The organism is Psychrobacter sp. AT9 (assembly GCF_047272965.1).
Taxonomy (GTDB): Bacteria; Pseudomonadota; Gammaproteobacteria; order Pseudomonadales; family Moraxellaceae; genus Psychrobacter; species Psychrobacter glaciei.
This window is the reverse complement of the sequence record NZ_JBKOTW010000001.1, coordinates 487926-508690: the sequence shown is the minus strand read 5'-3', so window position 1 is coordinate 508690 and position 20765 is coordinate 487926. Positions and strand designations below refer to the sequence as shown.

Genomic DNA, 20765 nt, shown 5'->3' with positions numbered 1-20765 from the left:
TAGGTGTAGTACTTTCACTCACCTTCCTTGTATCTAAATTATAGTCAAATCCATATAAATCCGCTACATCGTCATCCTCACTAACCATACTAATGTATAGCTTGCACTCGGCTTCCTTGTATCGAAAATATTTGGAATCAACTATATCTTGAACCGACTCTAGAATTTTGCAGAAATGAAAGCACATTAAAAAAGGCAAATAACGTCAATCGCTATTTGCCTTTTATATGACTTCTAACATTAACCAGCTCTTACTTTCCGTAACCTTTAGCCTTCAAGCTCTTAATCTTCAAGCTTCTAACCTTCATAATCGCGGACTTGGTTGCGTAGTTGCTGCTTGTATTCAGAGGTGATTGGTTCGTTCTCTTCATCCAGCATAATGGCATCCAAATCACTGGCCATCATATAAGCAATGCTCATCATACTATCGAAGCTGCGCAATGCTTGTGGGTGTGGCAACGATAAAAATACCACCACACCAGTATAGGTATTGGTCGCCACGCTATGCGGATCAAATGGTGCGATACCGCTATCAGTGATACCCATCATGCTAAACCACAGCATACCGGTGCCGTCTTTTTGCTCGTAGCGATGGAACATATTCATCGCGCCATAGCGCAGACCATATTTGTCAATCAGCGCCAATAAATCACGGCCACGGATAGTCGCCGTTGGACGGTCACGATATTGGTGCGGCAAGATGGTGATATTGATGTTGTCTTTGGCATTGATCAATGGACCGTTTTGCGCGTCGTCGCCTGACTCTGATAGATGCTGATCAAGTATCGGGCTGTTGTCATCGAAGCTAGGCTCTTCTGCCGTGTCAATCGATGGCATCAGATTATCCGTTGCCGACATAAGGCTTGAAAACGCATCAGGCTCTTGTTCGATATGCATCTGATCAGCAGCTTCTACAAATTCAGCACTATCGGCACGGCGTTGCTCATCTTGCCAGCGCGCATAGTCAGCTTCATCGATGACGTCATGGTCGTCAGTTACGGTACTGCTATGCTCGGCTGTTAGCTGGGCGTCAACGTTAGTATGCGTTTGCGTCAAAGGCTCTTCTTCAACGACGGCATCCAAGTAGCTACGATCTGGACCGATGCTCGTCTCGCCAGCGACCGTATCATCAAGGTCTGGCTGATCGACGATATTACGCTCGTGACGCGGTATGATGGGAATACCATTTTTGTCATAATTGACCGCAGCAGCTTCGGTAGCAGCGCGGCGCTTAAAGCTACGAATGACCATAAACAGCCCTGCGAGCACGATAAACGCGGCAATGGCAATCAATATAAACTGAATAACGGTCATGATAAATACATCCTAGTATATATAACAAAAGGGAATACACAAACGAGCATAAATGGCAATATTCTAGCATGGCTGACCTATGTCGTCACCACATTGTGTACTTTATAACCAGTAAGCTTGAATGAGGTAAGGCTTATTTGCATTTATGCCAATTGATTGATTATATTTGCATCTCGCTGATTCTCATAGCACTTTTAGTATCAGATTTTTGAGTCTTAGCTCTCTACATAACGCGCGGCCTCATCTAGCGAGACGCTGACTAATGTAGAAATACCTGCGCTTGGCATAGTAATGCCTTTTAACTCATCAGCAATCTGCATTGTCAGCTTGTTATGACTGATAAAAATAAACTGTAAATCATCTGCCAGCTCATGAATCAAACTGGTAAAGCGTTCGACGTTGGCATCATCAAGTGGTGCATCGACTTCATCGAGCACACAGAACGGTGCGGGATGCTGCTTAAATATCGCAAAAATCAAGCTCAGCGCAGTGAGGGTTTTTTCACCACCCGACAGTACAGCTAGGCGACTATTACGCTTGCCCTTTGGCTGTGCCATTAAGGTAAGCCCTGCCCGCCACTGCTCTGACTTATGCTTGTCAGCAGGGAGATTGGCTGGCATATCGTCTGTGTTCAATGTCAAACTGGCTTGACCACCACCGAAGACTTTGGCAAATAAATTGGCAAGCTCAGTATTGACCGCATCTAGCGTCTGCATAAACAGGGTCTTAGTCGTCTCATCAATAGACTCAATCGCTGCTGTCAACGTCTGCATACTGGCCGCAATATCTGCTGTCTGCTGCGCCAATGGCTCCAGACGTTCATTGACCTCAGCCAACTCTGCCACTGCAGCGAGATTGACTGGGCCAATTTTGCCTAGCTGCTGCTCAAGCGTGGCACGTTCAGCCTCCAACTCTGCGATTTTATCTGGACGCACACGACGATCATGCGCAATAAAATCGGCGAGCAGGTTTGAGACGCTCATCACTTGTTGCTGATGCTGCGGGTGCTGTGTTGAATGCGACTCCGATTTATATTTATGGCTCACTTTATAGTACGCCTCTAAAGCGTCATGGGTATGAGTGCTCGCATCATCCAAACGTGCCATGCTTAGTGCCAACTCAGTAGCATGATTCGCAAGCTTACCCTGCTGAACTTGTAGCATCTTTTGCACGCTATCCAGCGCCGTCTGCTGCTGAGCATAGTCTTGCTTTAGCGCAGCCAATGCCGTATCACGCTCGGTCAATAGCACTTGCTGCTTATCTCGTGCTGTCTGCGCCGTCTGTAATGCTGCTTGTAAGTCTGTTAGCTTATCCTGCTGCTTCTGATGACTGGCTTTTAGCTGCTGCTCGCTCTGTAGCGATTGGTCGTATTGCGCATTTGCCCGTGCAAGGCTACTGACACTATGCTCTAAGCGCATCTCGCTCTGCTGGATACGCAGCTGCAATGCTTGCCATGCATCATCATCGGCTTGGCGTGTGCGATTTAGCTCACTGCGCTCAGCCTGTAACTGCTGACTGGTCACACGGGCATCAGATATTTGCGGTGTTAACGCTACTATCTGGCTTTGAATATCTTGCTGTTCATGAGTGAGCGTTTGTCCCTCTTGATCTAACTCTAACTGCTCTTGCTCAAGAGCAGATTTATCCGCCATGAGACGCTGGCTATCTGCTTGCAGACGCTCAGCATTGGCACGCTGAGTCGTTAGCTGCTGCTGATATTTATGTTTATCACGGGTGAGCTGATCCGCTTGTGCACGGGTTTCTTCTAGATTGACCGTTAACGCATCATAGTCGCATTGATTCTTTGCAATGGTCTTTTGTGTCTCTTGAATTTTGGTTTCAAACTCATCTAGCAAATCTTCTAATGCTTGCAAACGGCTGCGCTGCTGCAATCGCTGTGTTAAAAACTGACTGTTGCTGTCATCTCGTCCACCTTGTGCACCTGTAAACTTACTCAGATTAATCGTACCCTGACGACTGATGAGCCAACCGTCTGCGGTCAACAAAATAGCTGACGATGGCAATGCTTTTAAGATACTAGCAAAGTCTTCAAGAGTCTGCTGACTGGTCGCTTCTGATTGCGCAATATACAAGTAGCACTGCTGCCAAAGCGCCAATGCAGGCTGCTTAATCAGTTGTGATAACGGCAAGACTTGATCAGCAAAGTGGTCTGGCAGATTACTGAAAAATGGCTTTGTAGCTGCCTCATTTTTGGCAGCTAGCCACAAGCTATGACCACTCTCTATTGAAGATTTTCCTTCTGTATTAGCCTGCTCATTTTGCGCTGTTTGATAAGTAACAATATCCGTTAGATCATGCTCAAGCATGTGCCATAAGCTGTGCGCTTTCTCAATATCACTGCTCACATCATCAACGTTTTGTTGATTAGATTGGTCAGAGAACAGCACATGACTATCTAGCCATAACGCTAAGACACTATCGAGTAATACCGCGTGCTGCTGCCCTTTTTCACTCAGCTCAATCTGCTCACGTAAGGTAGTAATGGCCAATTCGTTATAGCGATTGACGACATTACTTTCCAAGCCATCGTCTAGATGGCCTGCTGTAGAGACAGAGGCTTGCTGTTGATTTTGCGGTGTAGGTTTTGGATGCAATATCTGATGCAGGGTATCATATTCACTGGCCAATACCGCGTGACGCTTCTCATGCTCACTCAACTCACGTTGCTGCGTATTCAAGCGCTGCTGTAAACCATGTGCTTGCGGTTGTAGTTCCGACAGACGCTCATCGACGCTGTCTTGTTGGCGCTCTATCTGCTGCAATTGTTTGTTTAGCTCTGCAACTTGCGTCTCTAACGTCTGCTGTAGGTTTTGTGCATCCGTTGGCGCTTGTTCATCAGAGCGCTTATCAGATTCCTTATCAAAACCATCATTATTGCTAGATGCTGATAGCGATTGTTGTAATTGCTGCCATAGATTTTGCCAGTTTTGTTGGCGGCGCTGCCATTTGTCATGGTTCTGTTGATGGCGTTTTTGCGCTTGGCTATTGATGGCTTGCTGCTGCTCAAGCATGCGCGCATTATCTTGCAAGCGTGATAACTGGTTTTGCGCGTCATGCCATGCGCGTTGTAACGGTTGCTCATTACGCTTATGCGTGTCACGTTTACCCATCAACTCACTGAGCTGTGGGCGTAACGACTCTAATATATTCTGCTGCTCGGCTTGCTCGGCTTTCAATCGATCAATCTCACCCACTGCTTGCGCGCGCTGCTGATCTAAGTTGGCAAGTTGCTGCTCAATCACAGTCAATTGTGACTTGGCATCGCTCAGTGCGTGCTCAGCTTGTTGATAGCCAAGCTGCTGCTGATAATGAGCGCTTTGAGCATCGTCCTTGAGCCATTGCTCTTGGTTAATGTGCGTGGCGAGCTTATCTTGTTGCGCTTTTAGCGTCTCATAGTCGGCTTGTAATGTAGCGACTTCAGCGGTGCTACGCTCATGGGCGATTTTCTGCTGCTGCTGCGTATGCTTGGCTTGATACAACTGCTGAATGGCCAGTTGCTGCTTGATATCAGCAAGTGTTAAGGCCAATTCTTCATAACGCTGCGCACTGGCGGCTTGCTTCGACAAGCGCTTTTGTTGGCTGACCAGCTCGCTTTGCATGTCATGCAGACGTGCTAGGTTTTCTTGTGTTTTTTCTAGCTTCTTTTGCGTTTCTTCACGGCGCGCTTGATAGCGAGACACCCCTGCGGCCTCTTCAATGAACTCACGCAGCTGCATGGGACTAGATTCGACAATACGCCCAATCATGCCTTGTTCAATCACCGCATAACTACGCGCACCAAGCCCTGTGCCCAAAAACACATCGACCACATCACGGCGACGACAACGTGTGCCATTGATAAAGTAATCTGAGCGGCCATCCTTATTTACCTGACGGCGAACAGACAGCTCTTGGTACAGGTTAAACTCATGACGAATGCCGGTATGCTCATCTTGCGTATGCTCAAACGTCAGCTCGACACTGGCGACACTTTTGGCAGCTTTATCTTGCGTACCAGCAAAGATGACATCGCTCATCGCGCCGCCACGCAACTGCTTGGCAGAGGTCTCACCCAGTACCCAGCGAATGGCATCAATCACGTTGGATTTGCCACAGCCGTTCGGCCCGACAATAGCAGTGATACCATGGCGAAAGGTAAAAGTCGTTGGATTGGCAAAGGATTTGAAGCCTGCCAGCTTTAGAGATTTTAAACGCATGAAGAGTCAGTAAACTTAGCAAAAACAGGCGGCTATTCTACCTGAAATTGTGGTGGGTTTTTAGGGTTAAACAGCTAACTGCATAAACGATTTTGATTCAAGGCTCTGGTGAAACCCCTGCAGCAGTTTTTGTTCTACTTGGCAGGTGTCATTTTCTGCTAAATAGCGATTGTTAAACTCAATAAGAGCGGACCAAGAGATACTGGCCACTTCTAAATGCTCGACTATTTCCAACAGCTCTGTTCTTAGTAGATGCTGATACTTCCTCGGTCTTTTATGACATAACGCCAGCTCTCGGTCTACGAGCGTTTGCTTGTTTTGCTTTAGCGCGTCACCACCGATAAATAATAGTAGAAACTTTGTACCCTGCTCAATGAAGCCTTTTTCTAATAAATGCTCGTACATTAGGCAGTACTTTAGGATTTGGTCTGGGTTTTTCCGACCAGCGAGCTTTAACTCATTTGCTACCAGCACGTTCGCTTGATGGTTATAGGCTAAGTTATCCATATACATCGCTTTTAGCTCTGTACTGTTTTCAAACATACCGCTGTTGCCGTGTGTCGACCATGATCTATTTGGCTCAAAGGATATAAATTGCTGATAAAATAAATCTAAGTAGATATCACTACATAAACTCAAAAAAATATCGAATTCTTTATTCAGATAATCTTCAGAAAAAAACGTGACGCGGCGCACGGCTTCTCTTGCATCACAGATGCCTGACGTTTGCGTTGAATAGGTCTCTAGCTGCTCAGATTCACTCATTTTTGTATTGAGTTTTTTGATGATTGATTGCTCAATCTCTTCTATATTTTTGCCTGCAAGCTCAGGATGGGTTGCCCACTCAATGATTTGGCGTACATATTGCTTTTTAGTAATGCCTAAAATACGCTGCGGCTCCCACGCCAAAAACTCTATCATATTAGATAGGCCAGCCGTCCATGATATCTGGTCTTTTAGATGACTCATTGAGCCGAAAATACGGCGGTATTTTTCTGCAGCTTTCATACTAATGATGTCTCATGGTTTACATACTAGCTTTATAAAGGTTTGTCATTGCTATAGTCATTTCACTATAAAGTATGACAGCGTTAACCTCGCTTGAAGTATCACATATACGTCTACACTCGGTTGACTTGTACTACTTTTAAATTGAATCGACTATACAATATGTCAAGTTTATCTAAGATATTTAAAGCCTGTCAGCTTTAGGGGTTTTGGGCGCATAAAGAATCAATAAACGTAGTAAAAACAGGCGGCTATTCTACCTGAAGTTGGGGTGGTTTTTTAGGGTTTGTGGGTTTAAAAAATAGGAAAGTTAGAGTGACATTATTGTCACTCTTTATATAATTTAGTCTAATGACTCTTCTGCTTTGACTAAAAACACAATCGTAGATGCTGTCATATGTAGTACATACTGCAAGAGGGGCTCAGGAACCTCTACAGTTTTATTACCTTTACCATGACCGCTCAACTTATTTCTAGGTGTGGGTATGCTAGAAGTCAACATATTATTCAACGAAGTAAAATGATCAGTCCAAAATTTTGGTATTAACTCGTTACGTATACAGCAGTTTATAAGTTTGCTCGCAGTATCTCGATTTTTATCATACTCCCAACCATGTTTATCTAATATAATTTTCATAGTGCTTTCAAAAGCTTTGAGACAATCTGTCAGTGCTGAATCGTAACGACCATAACGATAATGTTCGTGAGCTTTTAAGAATTCTTCTTGTGCGCCTTTATACATTGGGTTACTTAATAGCTGTAAAGCTGGCTTAACTGCTTCAGCATGAATAAATTCGGAATCAATTCTAATAATTTGACCGTTATCATATTGGTAACCTACGCCATGTTCCCGGAATCTTTGATTTAGCTCTTCTATAATATCGCTAATGTTTATTCCATGAGGATATTGGTCAGCAAAAATCTTAGTAAACCTTACCATTAACTCTACGACACTTAATGCTTTCTCAATATTTTTCTCAGTTAAGAAGTATTTTGATATATTTTGTAGATAACTAACAGTACTGCCTAAATAGGTATCATCTTTGTTCAACTCAAACACACCTAGCTCTTTACACAAAATATTGTAGCATGCCTCAAGATATCTTCGATTGTCACTACTAGTATGCCACTCTCCCCCTGAATGATCTTCGCCCATTGTTTCTTTCCACATATGAACTATTTGAACCTTTAATGTGTCTGATAGTTCTTCGTATTGGTAAACGTCAGGGTATTCACCTCTAATCCTCTTTTGTCTTATATGGAATAGATCAACAATAGCCATATTAAATCCTCAATTTATTTATTAATAACTACTTTACCAAACCAAGACTAAATCACCCCAATCCCACTTAATAATAACTGTCCACCAGCAAACACTAACAACACGCCAAACGCTCGTTTAAGCATAAGGGCAGGCAGTACATGGGCGAGCTTGGCACCGACTTTTGCCATCGCAAAGCTAGCCACTGAAATACATAAAAATCCCGTGATATGCACAAATCCTATCGTACCCTCAGGCAGATTGACCACGTCTTGACCGAACCATGCAAACCCTGCCGCGCCAGCCAATGCGATTGGTAGACCGCACGCCGCTGACGTACCGACCGATTGTTTCATCGGGAGTCCCGCCCAGTTTAAAAACGGTACGGTCAAACTACCACCGCCAATACCAAAGATAGACGATGCCATACCAATACCTGTACCAGCACCAAACTGGACGCCAGCAGATGGCAGTGGCTTGCCCAACTGCTCTTTATTAGAGAAAAATAGCATCTTTATCGCAACTAAAAGCGCGCCGATACCGATAATGGCTTGTAGTACCTTGCCGTCAATCATGTCCGCAACACCCGCGCCCACCAGACTACCGACGACCAAACCCAGTGCCATTTTTTTCCATACTTCCCAGCGTACACCGCCGCGCTTATTATGAGCAGTGAGTGAGCTAATCGAGGTCACAACGATGGTCGCCAGTGACGTACCAATGGCCAAATGAGTCACCACTTCTGGCGAAAAATCATATGCGGTAAAAATCCATACCAATGCTGGTACGATAATCATGCCGCCGCCAACGCCAAACAATCCAGCACTCACGCCAGCAAACGCCCCTGCAATCACAAACCACACATATAGCATCATCGAATTAGCCTTTTATCTTGCTTGTATTTTGAACGGTATTTTTATCTTACTGATTTGCCTGTTTATGCACTTAGTGACATCTTCTTAATTGCATTTGCCAAATCACACCCCAATCTTTATGCTGTCTGTTCGCGAAAACCGTCCAGTATATCAAAGATTATCCCAGCGACATTACTCAAGTAGAATAAACTTATGCCGATACTTAATCAATCATCTCACTCTGTGTCTGAGTCATTAACACTTGAGCATTTACCTGAGCTGAATCATCGCCATCTTACCAGTAGCGCCTCTACCAATAGCGAGCTAATAGCGGATGTACAGAATGGCATATTGAATGCGACCGAAATGCACCTGCTAACGGCTGAAACCCAAAGCGCTGGTCGCGGACAACACGGGCGCTCATGGCAATCACCGCGTGGCAATGTCTACCTATCGCTCTATCATCCTGTTCACATACCTGTTAGCGGCTTACTGTCACTAATCATCGGTGTAGAGCTGGCAAAAATGCCCGTCATCCAAGTGCTAAACGAGCAATTACAAATGCAAGGACTGACGCCAATCGGCGTGAAGTGGGCAAATGATTTGGGGGTTTATCAAAGTCAAAATCAATCTCAAAGCCAATCTGCCTTAGATAACGCTGATGTGCATCATACGGAATTAAATCATCAGACGCTGCCGTTTAATAAACTTGCTGGAATTCTGATTGAACCCGTATCGCAAGCAGGCAAACTGGTTGGCGTGGTCATAGGTGTCGGCCTCAATGTCCAAGCCACACCAAAGCTAACTGCCCAAACCTCTGAAGGCATGAGTTATCAGGCCATTAGCTTACAAGATATTGCTGAGACGCTACAGCCAAAAGCGCAGGCTGCCAGTCTACCGAGCTTACGTGTGCTTTATCAGCAAATGAGTAAAGCATTAATGGCTGCTATGACGCGCTTCGAGCACCTAAGTATAGAAAAGCCAACGGGACATAGTTATTATCTGGACAGCTTTTTAAAACAGTTTGACTCGATGGATGCACTGAGCGAGCTGCGATTACGTGTGACCCAAGAGCATAACGGTCAAACCAATATACTCACGGGTTACGCTTGTGGTATCGATACACATGGATGTTTGCAATTGCGCCAAGATAACGGTAAGATTTCTGCACTTTTCACCGGACGCATTGACGTTATTCAAACGACTTAATCGTTTAATCAACGAGCACTAAAGTGCAGTAGCTATCAGGATAGGATGTTGATAATTGCTTCACTGTATATAAAGGGAATTTTATGCTCTGGCTTGATCTTGGAAATACCCGCCTGAAATACTGGCTCACCGATGATATCGGTCAGATAGTCACACATGATGCCAAACAACATTTGCAGGCACCAGCCGAATTGCTGATGGGTCTGACGGATCGCTTTGAGCGTTTTGCTCCTGACTTTATCGGTATCTCGTCCGTACTAGGTGACGAGCTGAATGCTAAGGTATCAGAGACCTTAAGCCGTCTTAACATTCCGTTTGAATTCGTCCATGTCGATGCAGCTCACACACTCATGAAGAGTCAATATAATGATGAGCAGCTCGGCTGTGATCGTTGGCTACAAATGCTCGGCGCGGTGGATAAGAAAAAGCGTCAATGTGTGATTGGTTGCGGTACAGCAGTGACCATTGATTTGATCGATCATGCTGAGCATTTGGGTGGTTATATTTTCCCGAGTATCTACCTGCAACGTGAGTCGTTGTTTTCTGGTACCAAGCAAATCACCATCTCTAATGGGACTTTCGACAGTGTCGGCCAAGGTGTAACCACACAAGATGCGGTACATCGCGGCATCCTATTATCAATCGTCGGTGCGATTAATGAGATTAGCCATCGTCATCCCAACTTTGAAGTTATCATGACGGGTGGTGATGCAGCTATTATTTCTCAGCATGTTAATCGTCCTGTACGTCTTCGTGATGATTTATTGTTAAATGGTCTGGCACGATATTTTGATCATAGTAAATAATTGACGTGCGTTGTCGTATTTTATAAAGTTAGAATAGAAAAAGCAGTACGTCTGAAGCGTACTGCTTTTTTTGGTTTAAATACGACGGTTATCGTGCTGTAAATACAATCGGTACATCAACATTTCCCATTACTGCCTTTCCTTTTTTCAAGAAAGGCTTAAATCGAGCTTTGTACAGTTCTCTAATAGCCATTTTATCGATCCTTTCTACACCACTACTCTCAATCACTTTTATATTTTCAATACTGCCTTGCTTATCAACGCGTAATGACAAAACTATTTTTAAATCCGTTCTATCACAAGGCTTGATAGCAGCCCCATTTTCATCATAGGAACAATGAATTAAATATCTATCTATGGGGTTATGACGAATAGCACGATCGAATATCGGCGGTTTCAGCCAGCTAGCATCTCGAGTAGAGAGCTGAATAACAGGTTCAGGATTAAACAAGTCAACCAGCTCTGCTTGTGCAGGCGTTATACTCACTGTTATCGTAAAAAATGCAAACAAAGCGACTAACAGACTGTAAGTACTGATAGGTTTTATGTTGGTTAGAAAATGAGAAGCTGTCTTGTTGTAAGCTATGTTATTAAAGGCTAGCTTGGTATGTGATGTATGGGTCATTGTAAAATTCTTTTATTTCAGTCATTAAAAAGTGCCACGCTATGAGACATATAACGTAGCACATTTTTAGATTTTAAAATAAAATTATTCGATAAAAGTTAACTTTTAAATCGTGGTTACATTTTATTTAGTCGCGCTTTATTTTGTCTCGTTAAACAGCTCACGACCGATTAGCATACGACGGATTTCACTGGTTCCTGCGCCGATCTCATACAGCTTAGCATCGCGCCAGTAGCGACCAAGTGGATACTCATTGGTATAGCCATTGCCGCCAAATATTTGAATACCTTCACCTGCCATCCAAGTAGCTTTTTCGGCACACCATAAAATCACACTGGCACAGTCTTTACGCACTTCTCGACTATGACCAGCACCACGCGCGTCCAACATGTCGAGGTTTTTACCCACGGTGTACAAGAAGCTACGACCTGCTTGCAATATCGTATACATGTCCGCAACTTTGCCTTGGATAAGCTGGAACTCACCGATGGCTTGACCGAACTGCTTACGATCATGGATATAAGGCACGACATTGTCCATCACTGCTTGCATGATGCCGATAGGACCTGCAGCCAATACGGCACGCTCATAATCTAGGCCACTCATCAATACCTTAACACCTTCATTGAGACCGCCTAAGATATTTTCGCTCGGCACGGTCACATTGTTAAAGGTCATTTCGCCAGTATGGCTACCACGCATGCCGAGCTTATCGAGCTTTTGCGCTGTGCCAAAACCTTCCATGCCTTTTTCAACGATAAAAGCGGTCATGCCTTTGCCACCTAGCTCTGGATTGGTCTTCGCATAGACCACCATCACATCCGCATCAGGACCATTGGTGATCCACATTTTTGTGCCGTTCAACACATAGTTGCCGTCTTTTTCTTCAGCTCTGAGCTTCATGCTGACAACGTCTGAGCCAGCACCGGTCTCACTCATTGCCAATGCACCGATGAATTCACCGCTGACCAGCTTTGGTAAGTACTTTTGTTTTTGTGCTTCACTGCCATTACGTTTAATTTGGTTGATACATAGGTTTGAGTGTGCGCCATAGCTAAGCGCTACCGATGCCGAAGCACGGCTAATCTCTTCCATCGCGACCATATGTGCGACGTAGCCCATGTTTGATCCGCCGTATTCTTCAGGAACGGTAATGCCATGTAGACCGATGTCACCCATCTTTTGCCACAGATCCATCGGGAACTCATCGCTACTGTCGATTTCGCTTGCACGTGGGGCGATTTCATTGGTTGCAAACTGCTGCACCATATCGCGTAATGCATCAATATCTTCGCCAAGCTGAAAATTCAATCCAGGTAAACTCATAACTATTCCTTGTGTTTTAGTATTTAATTTTTGCGATAATTTTTAAGACTGACGTTTATTGATTAAGGCACGCGCCACGTTTGAGCCATTTGGACGCTTTAAAAATTCACTGATACGTTCACCTGCCACGACCAATTTATCCAGATCGATACCCGTGCTGATACCCATACCATGCAACATATACACCACATCTTCGGTCGCGACATTGCCCGTTGCGCCTTTAGCATACGGACAACCGCCCAAGCCAGCGACAGAGGTATCAAACTCACTGACACCCATTTGTAGTGCGACTAGCGTATTGCTCAATGCTTGACCATAAGTATCATGAAAATGCCCAGATAACATAGAGATATCAGCATACTCAAGTGCAGCTTGCAACGCTCGTTGTACTTTGAGCGGTGTACCCACACCGATCGTATCGGCAATGCCAATCTGCTCTGAACCTATCTCAATCAATCGCTTGGTGACATACGCTACTTGGCTAGGTTCAATCTCGCCTTCATAGGGACAACCAACCGTACAAGAGATCACGCCTCGTACTTTGATGCCTTGTGCTTTTGCTGCCGCAGCTACTGGTGCAAAACGCTCAATACTCTCATCGATACTACAATTGATGTTTTTTTGACTAAAGGTTTCGCTGGCTGAGCCAAAGATGACGATCTCATCAGGACGATGCAAGATAGCATTTTCAAAGCCGCGCATATTGGGTACCAGTACCGAGTAACAAACGTCTGTCTGCCGCGCAGGCGCTAGCGCGTCAAGCAACGCTCTGTTATCACCCATTTGTGGCACCCACTTTGGCGAAACAAAACTGGTTGCTTCTAGCTTTTTGACACCCGCCGCGATTAAATCATTAATGAGCGCCTGCTTGATAGCGGTCGGCACTGTCATGGATTCGTTTTGCAGTCCATCACGCGGACTGACATCAACGATTCTGACGTGTTTTGGGTATGCATTTTTCATGCTTATCATCCTTTTTAATGCTCGCCTTTCTATAGTCGATTCAATTTAAAAATAATACCGTGTTGCTGGTATAGATTTTGCGAAGCCTCTGGAGCGCGAAGTGCACAGCGAGCGAGGAAAATGTATACCAGCAGAAAGCTATTTTGAACGTACTTCTTTTATATTGCACTGACTATATTACTCTTCTGTCAGCTACTTGCTTTCAGTGTCAATGCGTAATAACTCGTCACCATCAGCGACCAAATCACCTGCTGCAAATAGCAATTCTGCCACCATACCATCCGTCGGCGCAGTAATGGTGTGCTCAATCTTCATGGCTTCTATGACTGCTAATGGCTCACCTTTTTTCACAGTATCGCCAACCGCTACTTTAAAGGCCACTACTTGTCCTGGCATCGGCGATTTTAAACTACCAACTGCTGCGGACTCTTCGCCTACGTGCGCCATAATATCGACAAGCGTAATCTCGTCACGGCCACTGTCTGTGAACACATAAACGGTCTCATTATGCACCCAGCTTTGCGCACTAGTACGTGCACCATCCAACCATAACGTATGATTATTTTCGTCACTGCTAACATAGCTCACTTGACCTTCATAAACTGTTTCGGTCTGAGCAGCTACGTTAATATTGCTATTATCCTGTGTATTCGCGATCTCTTTTTCGATAACAAGCGTAAAGCTGCCGAGATTATCGCTGCCCTTTTTACTATCAGAACAACTTGCATTGTGCCAGTTGCTCATGCGGGCCGTATAAGTACTCTCATCATAAACTAAGCTAAATGAACGGGTGTAATCGTTATAAGCACGGAAGCCAGTAGGTTTGCTAAATGGATCGATATCTGACTCTTGCATCGCCATCTCGCTCGCAAGCTGACGAGTAATGGCGGTCACAACTAGCGTGGATAAAGCTAAAGGCTGCTGATTAAAAATCGCATCACGCTCGTGCTCAATCAGAGCAGTATCGAGATTGGCTTTGCTAAAAGATTCCGTATTTAAAATATAGCGCAAAAATGCCGCGTTATTCGGCAAACCTACGATACGTGTTTGGGCAAGTGCTCGATCGAGCTTGGCTAATGCTTGCTCTCGCGTCGGTGCATGAACAATCAATTTGGCAATCATAGAGTCATAAAACGGGCTAATTACATCACCTTCGCGCACGCCATCATCGATACGCACGCCAGTACCCTCTTTATCAATCATAAAGGTGCTGTGTTCAGGTTTTTGATACGTAAACAACGTACCTGTCGCTGGCAAGAAGCTATTGTCAGGGTTTTCGGCACAGATGCGTGCCTCAATTGCATGACCGTTGATAGTGAGGTCGGCTTGGGTTTTTGGCAATGGCTGACCTGCCGCCACCAAAAGCTGCCACTCAACCAAATCGACACCCGTAATCGCTTCACTGACTGGATGCTCAACCTGTAACCGCGTATTCATTTCCATGAAATAAAAATTCATAGAATCTTCACGCTGCTCAACGATGAACTCGACCGTGCCTGCGCCAACATAATCGACCGCACGAGCTGCTTCGATGGCAGCTGTTCCCATCGCTTCACGCATCGTAATATCAACACCCGGTGCAGGCGCTTCTTCTAATACTTTTTGGTGACGGCGCTGTACGGAACAATCACGCTCAAACAAATGTACATAGTTGCCATGCGTATCACCAAATACTTGGATTTCGATATGACGTGGTTTCAGCGCGTATTTCTCAACTAGCACTTTATCATCACCAAAGCTGGTAATGGCTTCACGGCGACATGAGTCTAGCAAGTCAATAAAATCGCTGCTTTTTTCAACGATACGCATACCTTTACCGCCGCCACCTGCACTGGCTTTGATTAATACTGGATAGCCAATACTATCTGCTTGCTGCTGCAAAAATTCTGCATCTTGATTGTCACCATGATAGCCGGGTATCAATGGCACGCCAGCTGTTTCCATCAACCGCTTGGACTCAGACTTACCGCCCATAGCTCGGATAGCATCAGCCGATGGACCGATAAAGACCAATCCTGCATCCTGACAAGCTTGCGCAAAGTCAGCGTTTTCGCTTAAAAACCCATAACCCGGATGAATCGCTTGTGCGCCAGTCTCAAGCGCTATTGCGATAATCGCATCACCTTTTAGATAGCTGTCTTTAGGAGCTGAGCCACCCAAATAAATAGCCTCATCACAGACAGCAACATGCTTAGCTTCACGATCCGCATCAGAGTAAACGGCAACGGTGCTGACACCCAGACGCTTGGCAGTCGCGGCTACTCGGCAGGCAATTTCACCACGGTTGGCAATTAGAATTTTAGAAAACATAACTATCCCTGTGTGTTATCGTTTTTATTTAATGTCTTATCTATTTACTCATTTATCTCTCATGCATTATCAATCTGCCGTCAACCAATTGGGCTTACGCTTTTGCAAAAAGGCTTGCACGCCCTCTTTTCCTTGCTCTGATGAGCGGATATCAGCGATGCCTTTTACCGTATCGGCAATCAGCTCATCAGTGATGGGCGCACCAGCGACGTCGTGTAGTAGCTGTTTGCAGGTTTTCACTGCGTCAGGGCTGTTCTTAACTACTTTATTACAGAACGCAGCCACTTCATCAGCCAGCCATTCTTCGCTAACCCGCTCATGGATAAAGCCAAGCTGACGTGCTTTTTTGGCATCAAATACTTCAGCACTTAAGAAGTAACGCTGTGATGCTCTGGCGCCTAGCGCTCGTATGACATAAGGGCTAATCGTTGCAGGGGCTAAGCCTAAACGCACTTCACTGAGGCAGAAGTTAGCAATTTTGACAGCGATGGCCACGTCACAGACAGCGACTAAACCCATACCACCTGCATAAACGTCACCTTGAATAGCCGCAACTGTTGGCTTTGGGCATTCATAAATAGTTTTGAGCATTTGCGCTAATTTGTCCGCGTCTGCTAGGTTTTCTTCATAGCTATAATCCGCCATAGCACGCATCCAATTCAAATCGGCACCCGCGCAGAATGCCTTGCCAGCAGCGGCTAGTACAATGACACGTACCTCATCATCAGCGCCAAGCGTATTAAATGCATCAGTTAGCTCGGCAATCATCTCATCGTTAAAGGCATTACGTATCTCAGGGCGATTTAAGGTCACTGTCGCCACATGCTGCTCAACGTTAACCAATAAACTTTTATAATTTTCAGATTTTTTATCACTGTCTTTTTTCATAATTTTCTCTATATTTTTTATGTATGTATCTTTCTTTCTTTCTTTCTTTCTATAGATACTTAATCAAACTTTCAGTTAATCCATAATAATACAAGGATACCAAGTGCAAAGACCAAGCGCAGATGTACAAATCGTATTTCCTAAAAGATTGCCGCAGCAATACTTTATTATGAACAAAAACTTATTATGGGAAGACTTTAGAACGCTTACATTCTAAAAACACCAAAAGTCGTCTCTTCAATCGGTGCGTTATAGGCAGCGCTTAACCCTAGTGCCAATACATGACGGGTATCAGCAGGATCAATCACGCCGTCATCCCATAGACGTGCGGTGGCATAGTAAGGATGACCTTGCTTTTCATACATATCAAGAATCGGCGCTTTAAATGCCGCTTCATCCTCATCACTCCACGCTTCACCTTTACGGTCAAAATTGTCACGCTTGACCGTTGCCAATACTGATGCTGCTTGCTCGCCGCCCATCACCGAGATGCGCGCATTTGGCCACATCCATAAGAAGCGTGGGCTATAAGCGCGACCACACATGCCATAGTTACCAGCGCCAAACGAGCCACCGACAATGACCGTGAATTTTGGTACTTTTGCATTGGCGACTGCCATGACCATTTTGGCACCATGACGGGCAATGCCTTCGTTTTCATATTTGCGACCGACCATAAAGCCAGTGATATTTTGCAAAAATACCAATGGGATTTTACGCTTGCAACATAGCTCAATGAAGTGCGTGCCTTTTTGCGCTGATTCACTAAATAAGATGCCGTTGTTGGCGATGATACCGACTGGCATCCCTTCGATATGAGCGAATCCGCAAACCAACGTCGTGCCAAAGCGTGATTTAAATTCATCAAAAGCACTGTCATCGACGATACGAGCAATGATTTCTTTGATATCAAATGGCTTGCGCTTATCGGTTGGAATGACGCCATATAGTTCTTTGGCATCATAGCGTGGTGGGCGTGGTTTGATTTGATTGGGCACTTGCTTCGCAGGACGATTTAGATGGCTAACGATGTTGCGCGCAATTGACAACGCATGCGTATCGCTTTGTGCTAAGTGATCGACGACCCCTGACAGACGGGTATGCACATCGCCGCCACCTAAGTCTTCTGCAGTGACCTCTTCGCCAGTCGCTGCTTTGACCAGTGGCGGACCACCCAAAAAGATCGTGCCTTGCTCTTTCACGATAATAGATTCATCACTCATGGCAGGCACATACGCACCACCAGCCGTACAACTACCCATGACCACAGCAATCTGTGGAATACCTGCCGCACTCATATTAGCCTGATTAAAGAAGATACGACCAAAGTGCTCTTTATCGGGGAACACGTCATCTTGGTTAGGTAAGTTAGCTCCACCTGAATCCACCAAATAGACACAAGGCAAGTTGTTTTCTTGCGCGATTTCTTGCGCTCGCAGGTGTTTTTTGACCGTCATTGGATAGTACGTGCCGCCCTTTACCGTGGCGTCATTACAGACGATCATACACTCGATACCATTGATACGACCGATACCCGCAATCACGCCAGCCGCTGGAATCTCTTCGCCATACATATCGTGCGCTGCCATCGGTGCCACTTCTAAAAATGGCGTACCCACATCGAGCAAACGCTCGACACGCTCACGTGGTAGCAACTTACCACGCGCTAGATGTTTGGCTCGTGCGCGCTCTGAGCCGCCTTGAGCGACTTTACGCAAGTGTACATACAAGTCATCGACTATCTCTTGCATCGCGGCACTGTTTTGCTGAAAGTCGCTTGAGTTTGGACTCAGTTTACTGGTTATGATAGCGCTCATGATATCCCTTTTTCTTTAATACGTAGATACAAGTAGCTTTTTATGCAAATGATTCTAGCTACTGGTTATTTTAGTCTGGATTCGTATTCTTATTCGTATAGTCAGTTCAATTTATAATCGATACAGCGAGATTTGGATGAATTTTTTGTAGTCTCTGTCGGCGTATGCACAGCAAGCTAGAAAAATTAATACAAGTCTCGCGTTATACCATAACGTATTTATTCCACTTGGTATCGACCATAACTTTTAATAAATTAGACATAATAGTTAGATTAACTATAATCCCAGCTCTTCTTTCATCTGCTCAATGATTTTATATTTCTGAATTTTTCCAGTGATGGTCATTGGATATTCAGTCACAAAGCGATAGTAAGCTGGCACTTTATAATGAGCAATATGCTCACTACAGAATTGGCGTACTTCTTCTTCAGTCAAACAGCCAGCTTCCTTGGGAATAATCCATGCAGCCAATACTTCGCCATACTTTTTATCAGGAATTCCGACGATTTGCACATCACGAATCTTTGGATGACGATAGAGATAATTTTCGATTTCTACCGGATAGATATTTTCGCCACCGCGAATCACCATGTCTTTACTACGACCGACGATTTTGACATAGCCATCTTCGTCCATGGTGGCCAGATCACCCGTATGCATCCAACCATCTTGGATGGCTTCGCGTGTTTTAAAGCGACTGCCCCAATAGCCTTTCATCACTGAATAACCACGTGTGAGTAGCTCGCCTGTCTCGCCCAGCGCCACGATTTCACCCGTTGCGGTATCGATTACTTTGACTTCAAGTGCAGGCTGCACCAGCCCCACCGTCGAGACTTGCTTATCAAGTGGCGTATGCTCATTGGTCTGGCAAGATACGGGACTGGTCTCTGTCATACCATATGCGATGGTGACTTCGCTCATGTGCATCTTATCAATGACGCGGCGCATGACCTCAATCGGACAGCTAGAGCCTGCCATGATGCCAGTACGCAAAGTTGATAAATCAAAGTTTTCAAATTCAGGATGATCGAGCTCAGCGATAAACATCGTTGGCACACCATGTAGACCTGTACATTTCTCTTCTTCAACGGCTTGCAAGACTGTCAGTGGCTCGAAGCCATCGTTTGGATAAACGATACAACCGCCATGCGTGAGAATCGCTAAGTTACCAAGCACCATACCGAAGCAATGATATAAAGGCACTGGAATACACAGCTTATCTTCTTCGGTAAGGTTCATGGCCTCACCGATAAAGTAACCGTTGTTAAGAATATTGCGATGGCTTAAGGTTGCACCTTTTGGTGTACCAGTTGTACCACTAGTGAACTGTACATTGATAGCATCATTGTTCTTAAGCTGGGCTTGGCGCTCGGCAACACGTGGATCGTTGGCATCGCCTTCCGCCATCCATGCAGAGAATTTCTGCATAAAGCCAAACTCTTCATCAGATGCTGGCTCATCAATCCAAATGATACGCTCGATCGTCGGAATCTCAACCAAATCAAGCTGCGTATAGTCTTTATGATAAATCTCAGGGCACAGCTCGCGGATTAAACTGGCGTAATCACTGCTTTTGAAATGACGCATGAGCACAAGCGCCGAGCAGCCCAATTTATTCAGGGCATATTGCAGCTCAAAGGTGCGGTAGGCGGGATTGATATTGACGAGAATAACGCCGACTTTTGCCGTCGCTAATTGCATTAATAGCCATTCAGCATTGTTGTGTGACCAAATACCGATGCGATCACCGATTTCCAGCCCCATCTCAATCATGCTACTGGCCAGCTGATTAACATGCTGCTGTAGCTCACGATATGTCCAGCGGATATTTTGATGGCGCACGACCAGTGCTTCACGCTCTGGATATTTAGAGACAATAGCATCAAAAAAATCACCGATAGTCGCTTCAATCAGCGGCACATCAGGACCTTTGTCATAGCTTTGAGTTAGCGGTGCATTCGCTGAGCGTGCGCCCATGTTGATACTAGGAATATTATTTAAAATAGCATCGAAATCAACGTGAGTCGCATTCAAATCGGAATGTTGAGTCATAACGAGTCCTTTCGTTTTACTTTTTATAGTATTTATAGATAGTGCTTATTGATAGCCTGTGGGCAAGCTTTCTTCCTTGATCAGGTCTTACATAGCATTCAGCTACTATAACGCC

The 20765-nt window shown here is 45.0% G+C and carries 14 protein-coding genes; 2 read left to right on the top strand and 12 right to left on the bottom strand.

The annotated features are described in order from the left end of the window. Window positions 1-297: 297 nt before the first annotated feature. From ACMFL8_RS02105 to ACMFL8_RS02085, 5 genes are all read right to left on the bottom strand, one after another. Window positions 298-1314: a cell division protein ZipA C-terminal FtsZ-binding domain-containing protein gene (locus ACMFL8_RS02105; protein WP_010201808.1), complete on the bottom strand. Its 1017-nt coding sequence runs from the start codon at window positions 1312-1314 to the stop codon at window positions 298-300. Window positions 1315-1529: 215 nt separating this feature from the next. Then, window positions 1530-5531 (bottom strand): AAA family ATPase, encoded by a 4002-nt coding sequence (locus ACMFL8_RS02100; RefSeq protein WP_413189965.1) that lies wholly within the window; start codon window positions 5529-5531, stop codon window positions 1530-1532. 66 nt (window positions 5532-5597) lie between these two features. Continuing rightward, window positions 5598-6539: a hypothetical protein gene (locus tag ACMFL8_RS02095; RefSeq protein WP_194620810.1), complete on the bottom strand. Its 942-nt coding sequence runs from the start codon at window positions 6537-6539 to the stop codon at window positions 5598-5600. Between the two features lie 343 nt (window positions 6540-6882). Continuing rightward, window positions 6883-7821, bottom strand: a complete 939-nt coding sequence (locus tag ACMFL8_RS02090) for an STM4504/CBY_0614 family protein (protein ID WP_194620809.1) — start codon at window positions 7819-7821, stop codon at window positions 6883-6885. Between the two features lie 47 nt (window positions 7822-7868). After that, window positions 7869-8672: a sulfite exporter TauE/SafE family protein gene (locus ACMFL8_RS02085; protein ID WP_189584070.1), complete on the bottom strand. Its 804-nt coding sequence runs from the start codon at window positions 8670-8672 to the stop codon at window positions 7869-7871. A gap of 195 nt (window positions 8673-8867) precedes the next feature. On the opposite strand from ACMFL8_RS02085, the gene ACMFL8_RS02080 reads away from it, so the two are divergent. Further along, window positions 8868-9863 carry a biotin--[acetyl-CoA-carboxylase] ligase gene (locus tag ACMFL8_RS02080; RefSeq protein WP_413189964.1) on the top strand — a complete coding sequence of 332 codons (996 nt, stop codon included), beginning with the start codon at window positions 8868-8870 and terminating at the stop codon, window positions 9861-9863. A gap of 83 nt (window positions 9864-9946) precedes the next feature. Next, window positions 9947-10669 (top strand): pantothenate kinase, encoded by a 723-nt coding sequence (locus ACMFL8_RS02075; protein ID WP_352310228.1) that lies wholly within the window; start codon window positions 9947-9949, stop codon window positions 10667-10669. Window positions 10670-10757: 88 nt separating this feature from the next. Here the strand turns inward: ACMFL8_RS02075 and ACMFL8_RS02070 are convergent, their stop codons facing one another. From ACMFL8_RS02070 to ACMFL8_RS02040, 7 genes are all read right to left on the bottom strand, one after another. Continuing rightward, window positions 10758-11294 (bottom strand): energy transducer TonB, encoded by a 537-nt coding sequence (locus tag ACMFL8_RS02070; protein WP_413189963.1) that lies wholly within the window; start codon window positions 11292-11294, stop codon window positions 10758-10760. Between the two features lie 138 nt (window positions 11295-11432). After that, window positions 11433-12620, bottom strand: a complete 1188-nt coding sequence (locus ACMFL8_RS02065; RefSeq protein WP_413189962.1) for an isovaleryl-CoA dehydrogenase — start codon at window positions 12618-12620, stop codon at window positions 11433-11435. 42 nt (window positions 12621-12662) lie between these two features. Further along, window positions 12663-13583, bottom strand: a complete 921-nt coding sequence (locus ACMFL8_RS02060; protein ID WP_413189961.1) for a hydroxymethylglutaryl-CoA lyase — start codon at window positions 13581-13583, stop codon at window positions 12663-12665. Window positions 13584-13775: 192 nt separating this feature from the next. Next, window positions 13776-15893: an acetyl/propionyl/methylcrotonyl-CoA carboxylase subunit alpha gene (locus ACMFL8_RS02055; RefSeq protein ID WP_413189960.1), complete on the bottom strand. Its 2118-nt coding sequence runs from the start codon at window positions 15891-15893 to the stop codon at window positions 13776-13778. Between the two features lie 69 nt (window positions 15894-15962). After that, entirely contained in the window at window positions 15963-16781 is an 819-nt protein-coding gene (locus ACMFL8_RS02050) for an enoyl-CoA hydratase/isomerase family protein (RefSeq protein ID WP_413189959.1), read from the bottom strand. Window positions 16782-16987: 206 nt separating this feature from the next. Then, window positions 16988-18598: a carboxyl transferase domain-containing protein gene (locus ACMFL8_RS02045; RefSeq protein WP_413189958.1), complete on the bottom strand. Its 1611-nt coding sequence runs from the start codon at window positions 18596-18598 to the stop codon at window positions 16988-16990. 276 nt (window positions 18599-18874) lie between these two features. Next, window positions 18875-20650: an AMP-binding protein gene (locus tag ACMFL8_RS02040; protein ID WP_413189957.1), complete on the bottom strand. Its 1776-nt coding sequence runs from the start codon at window positions 20648-20650 to the stop codon at window positions 18875-18877. Window positions 20651-20765 lie beyond the last annotated feature (115 nt).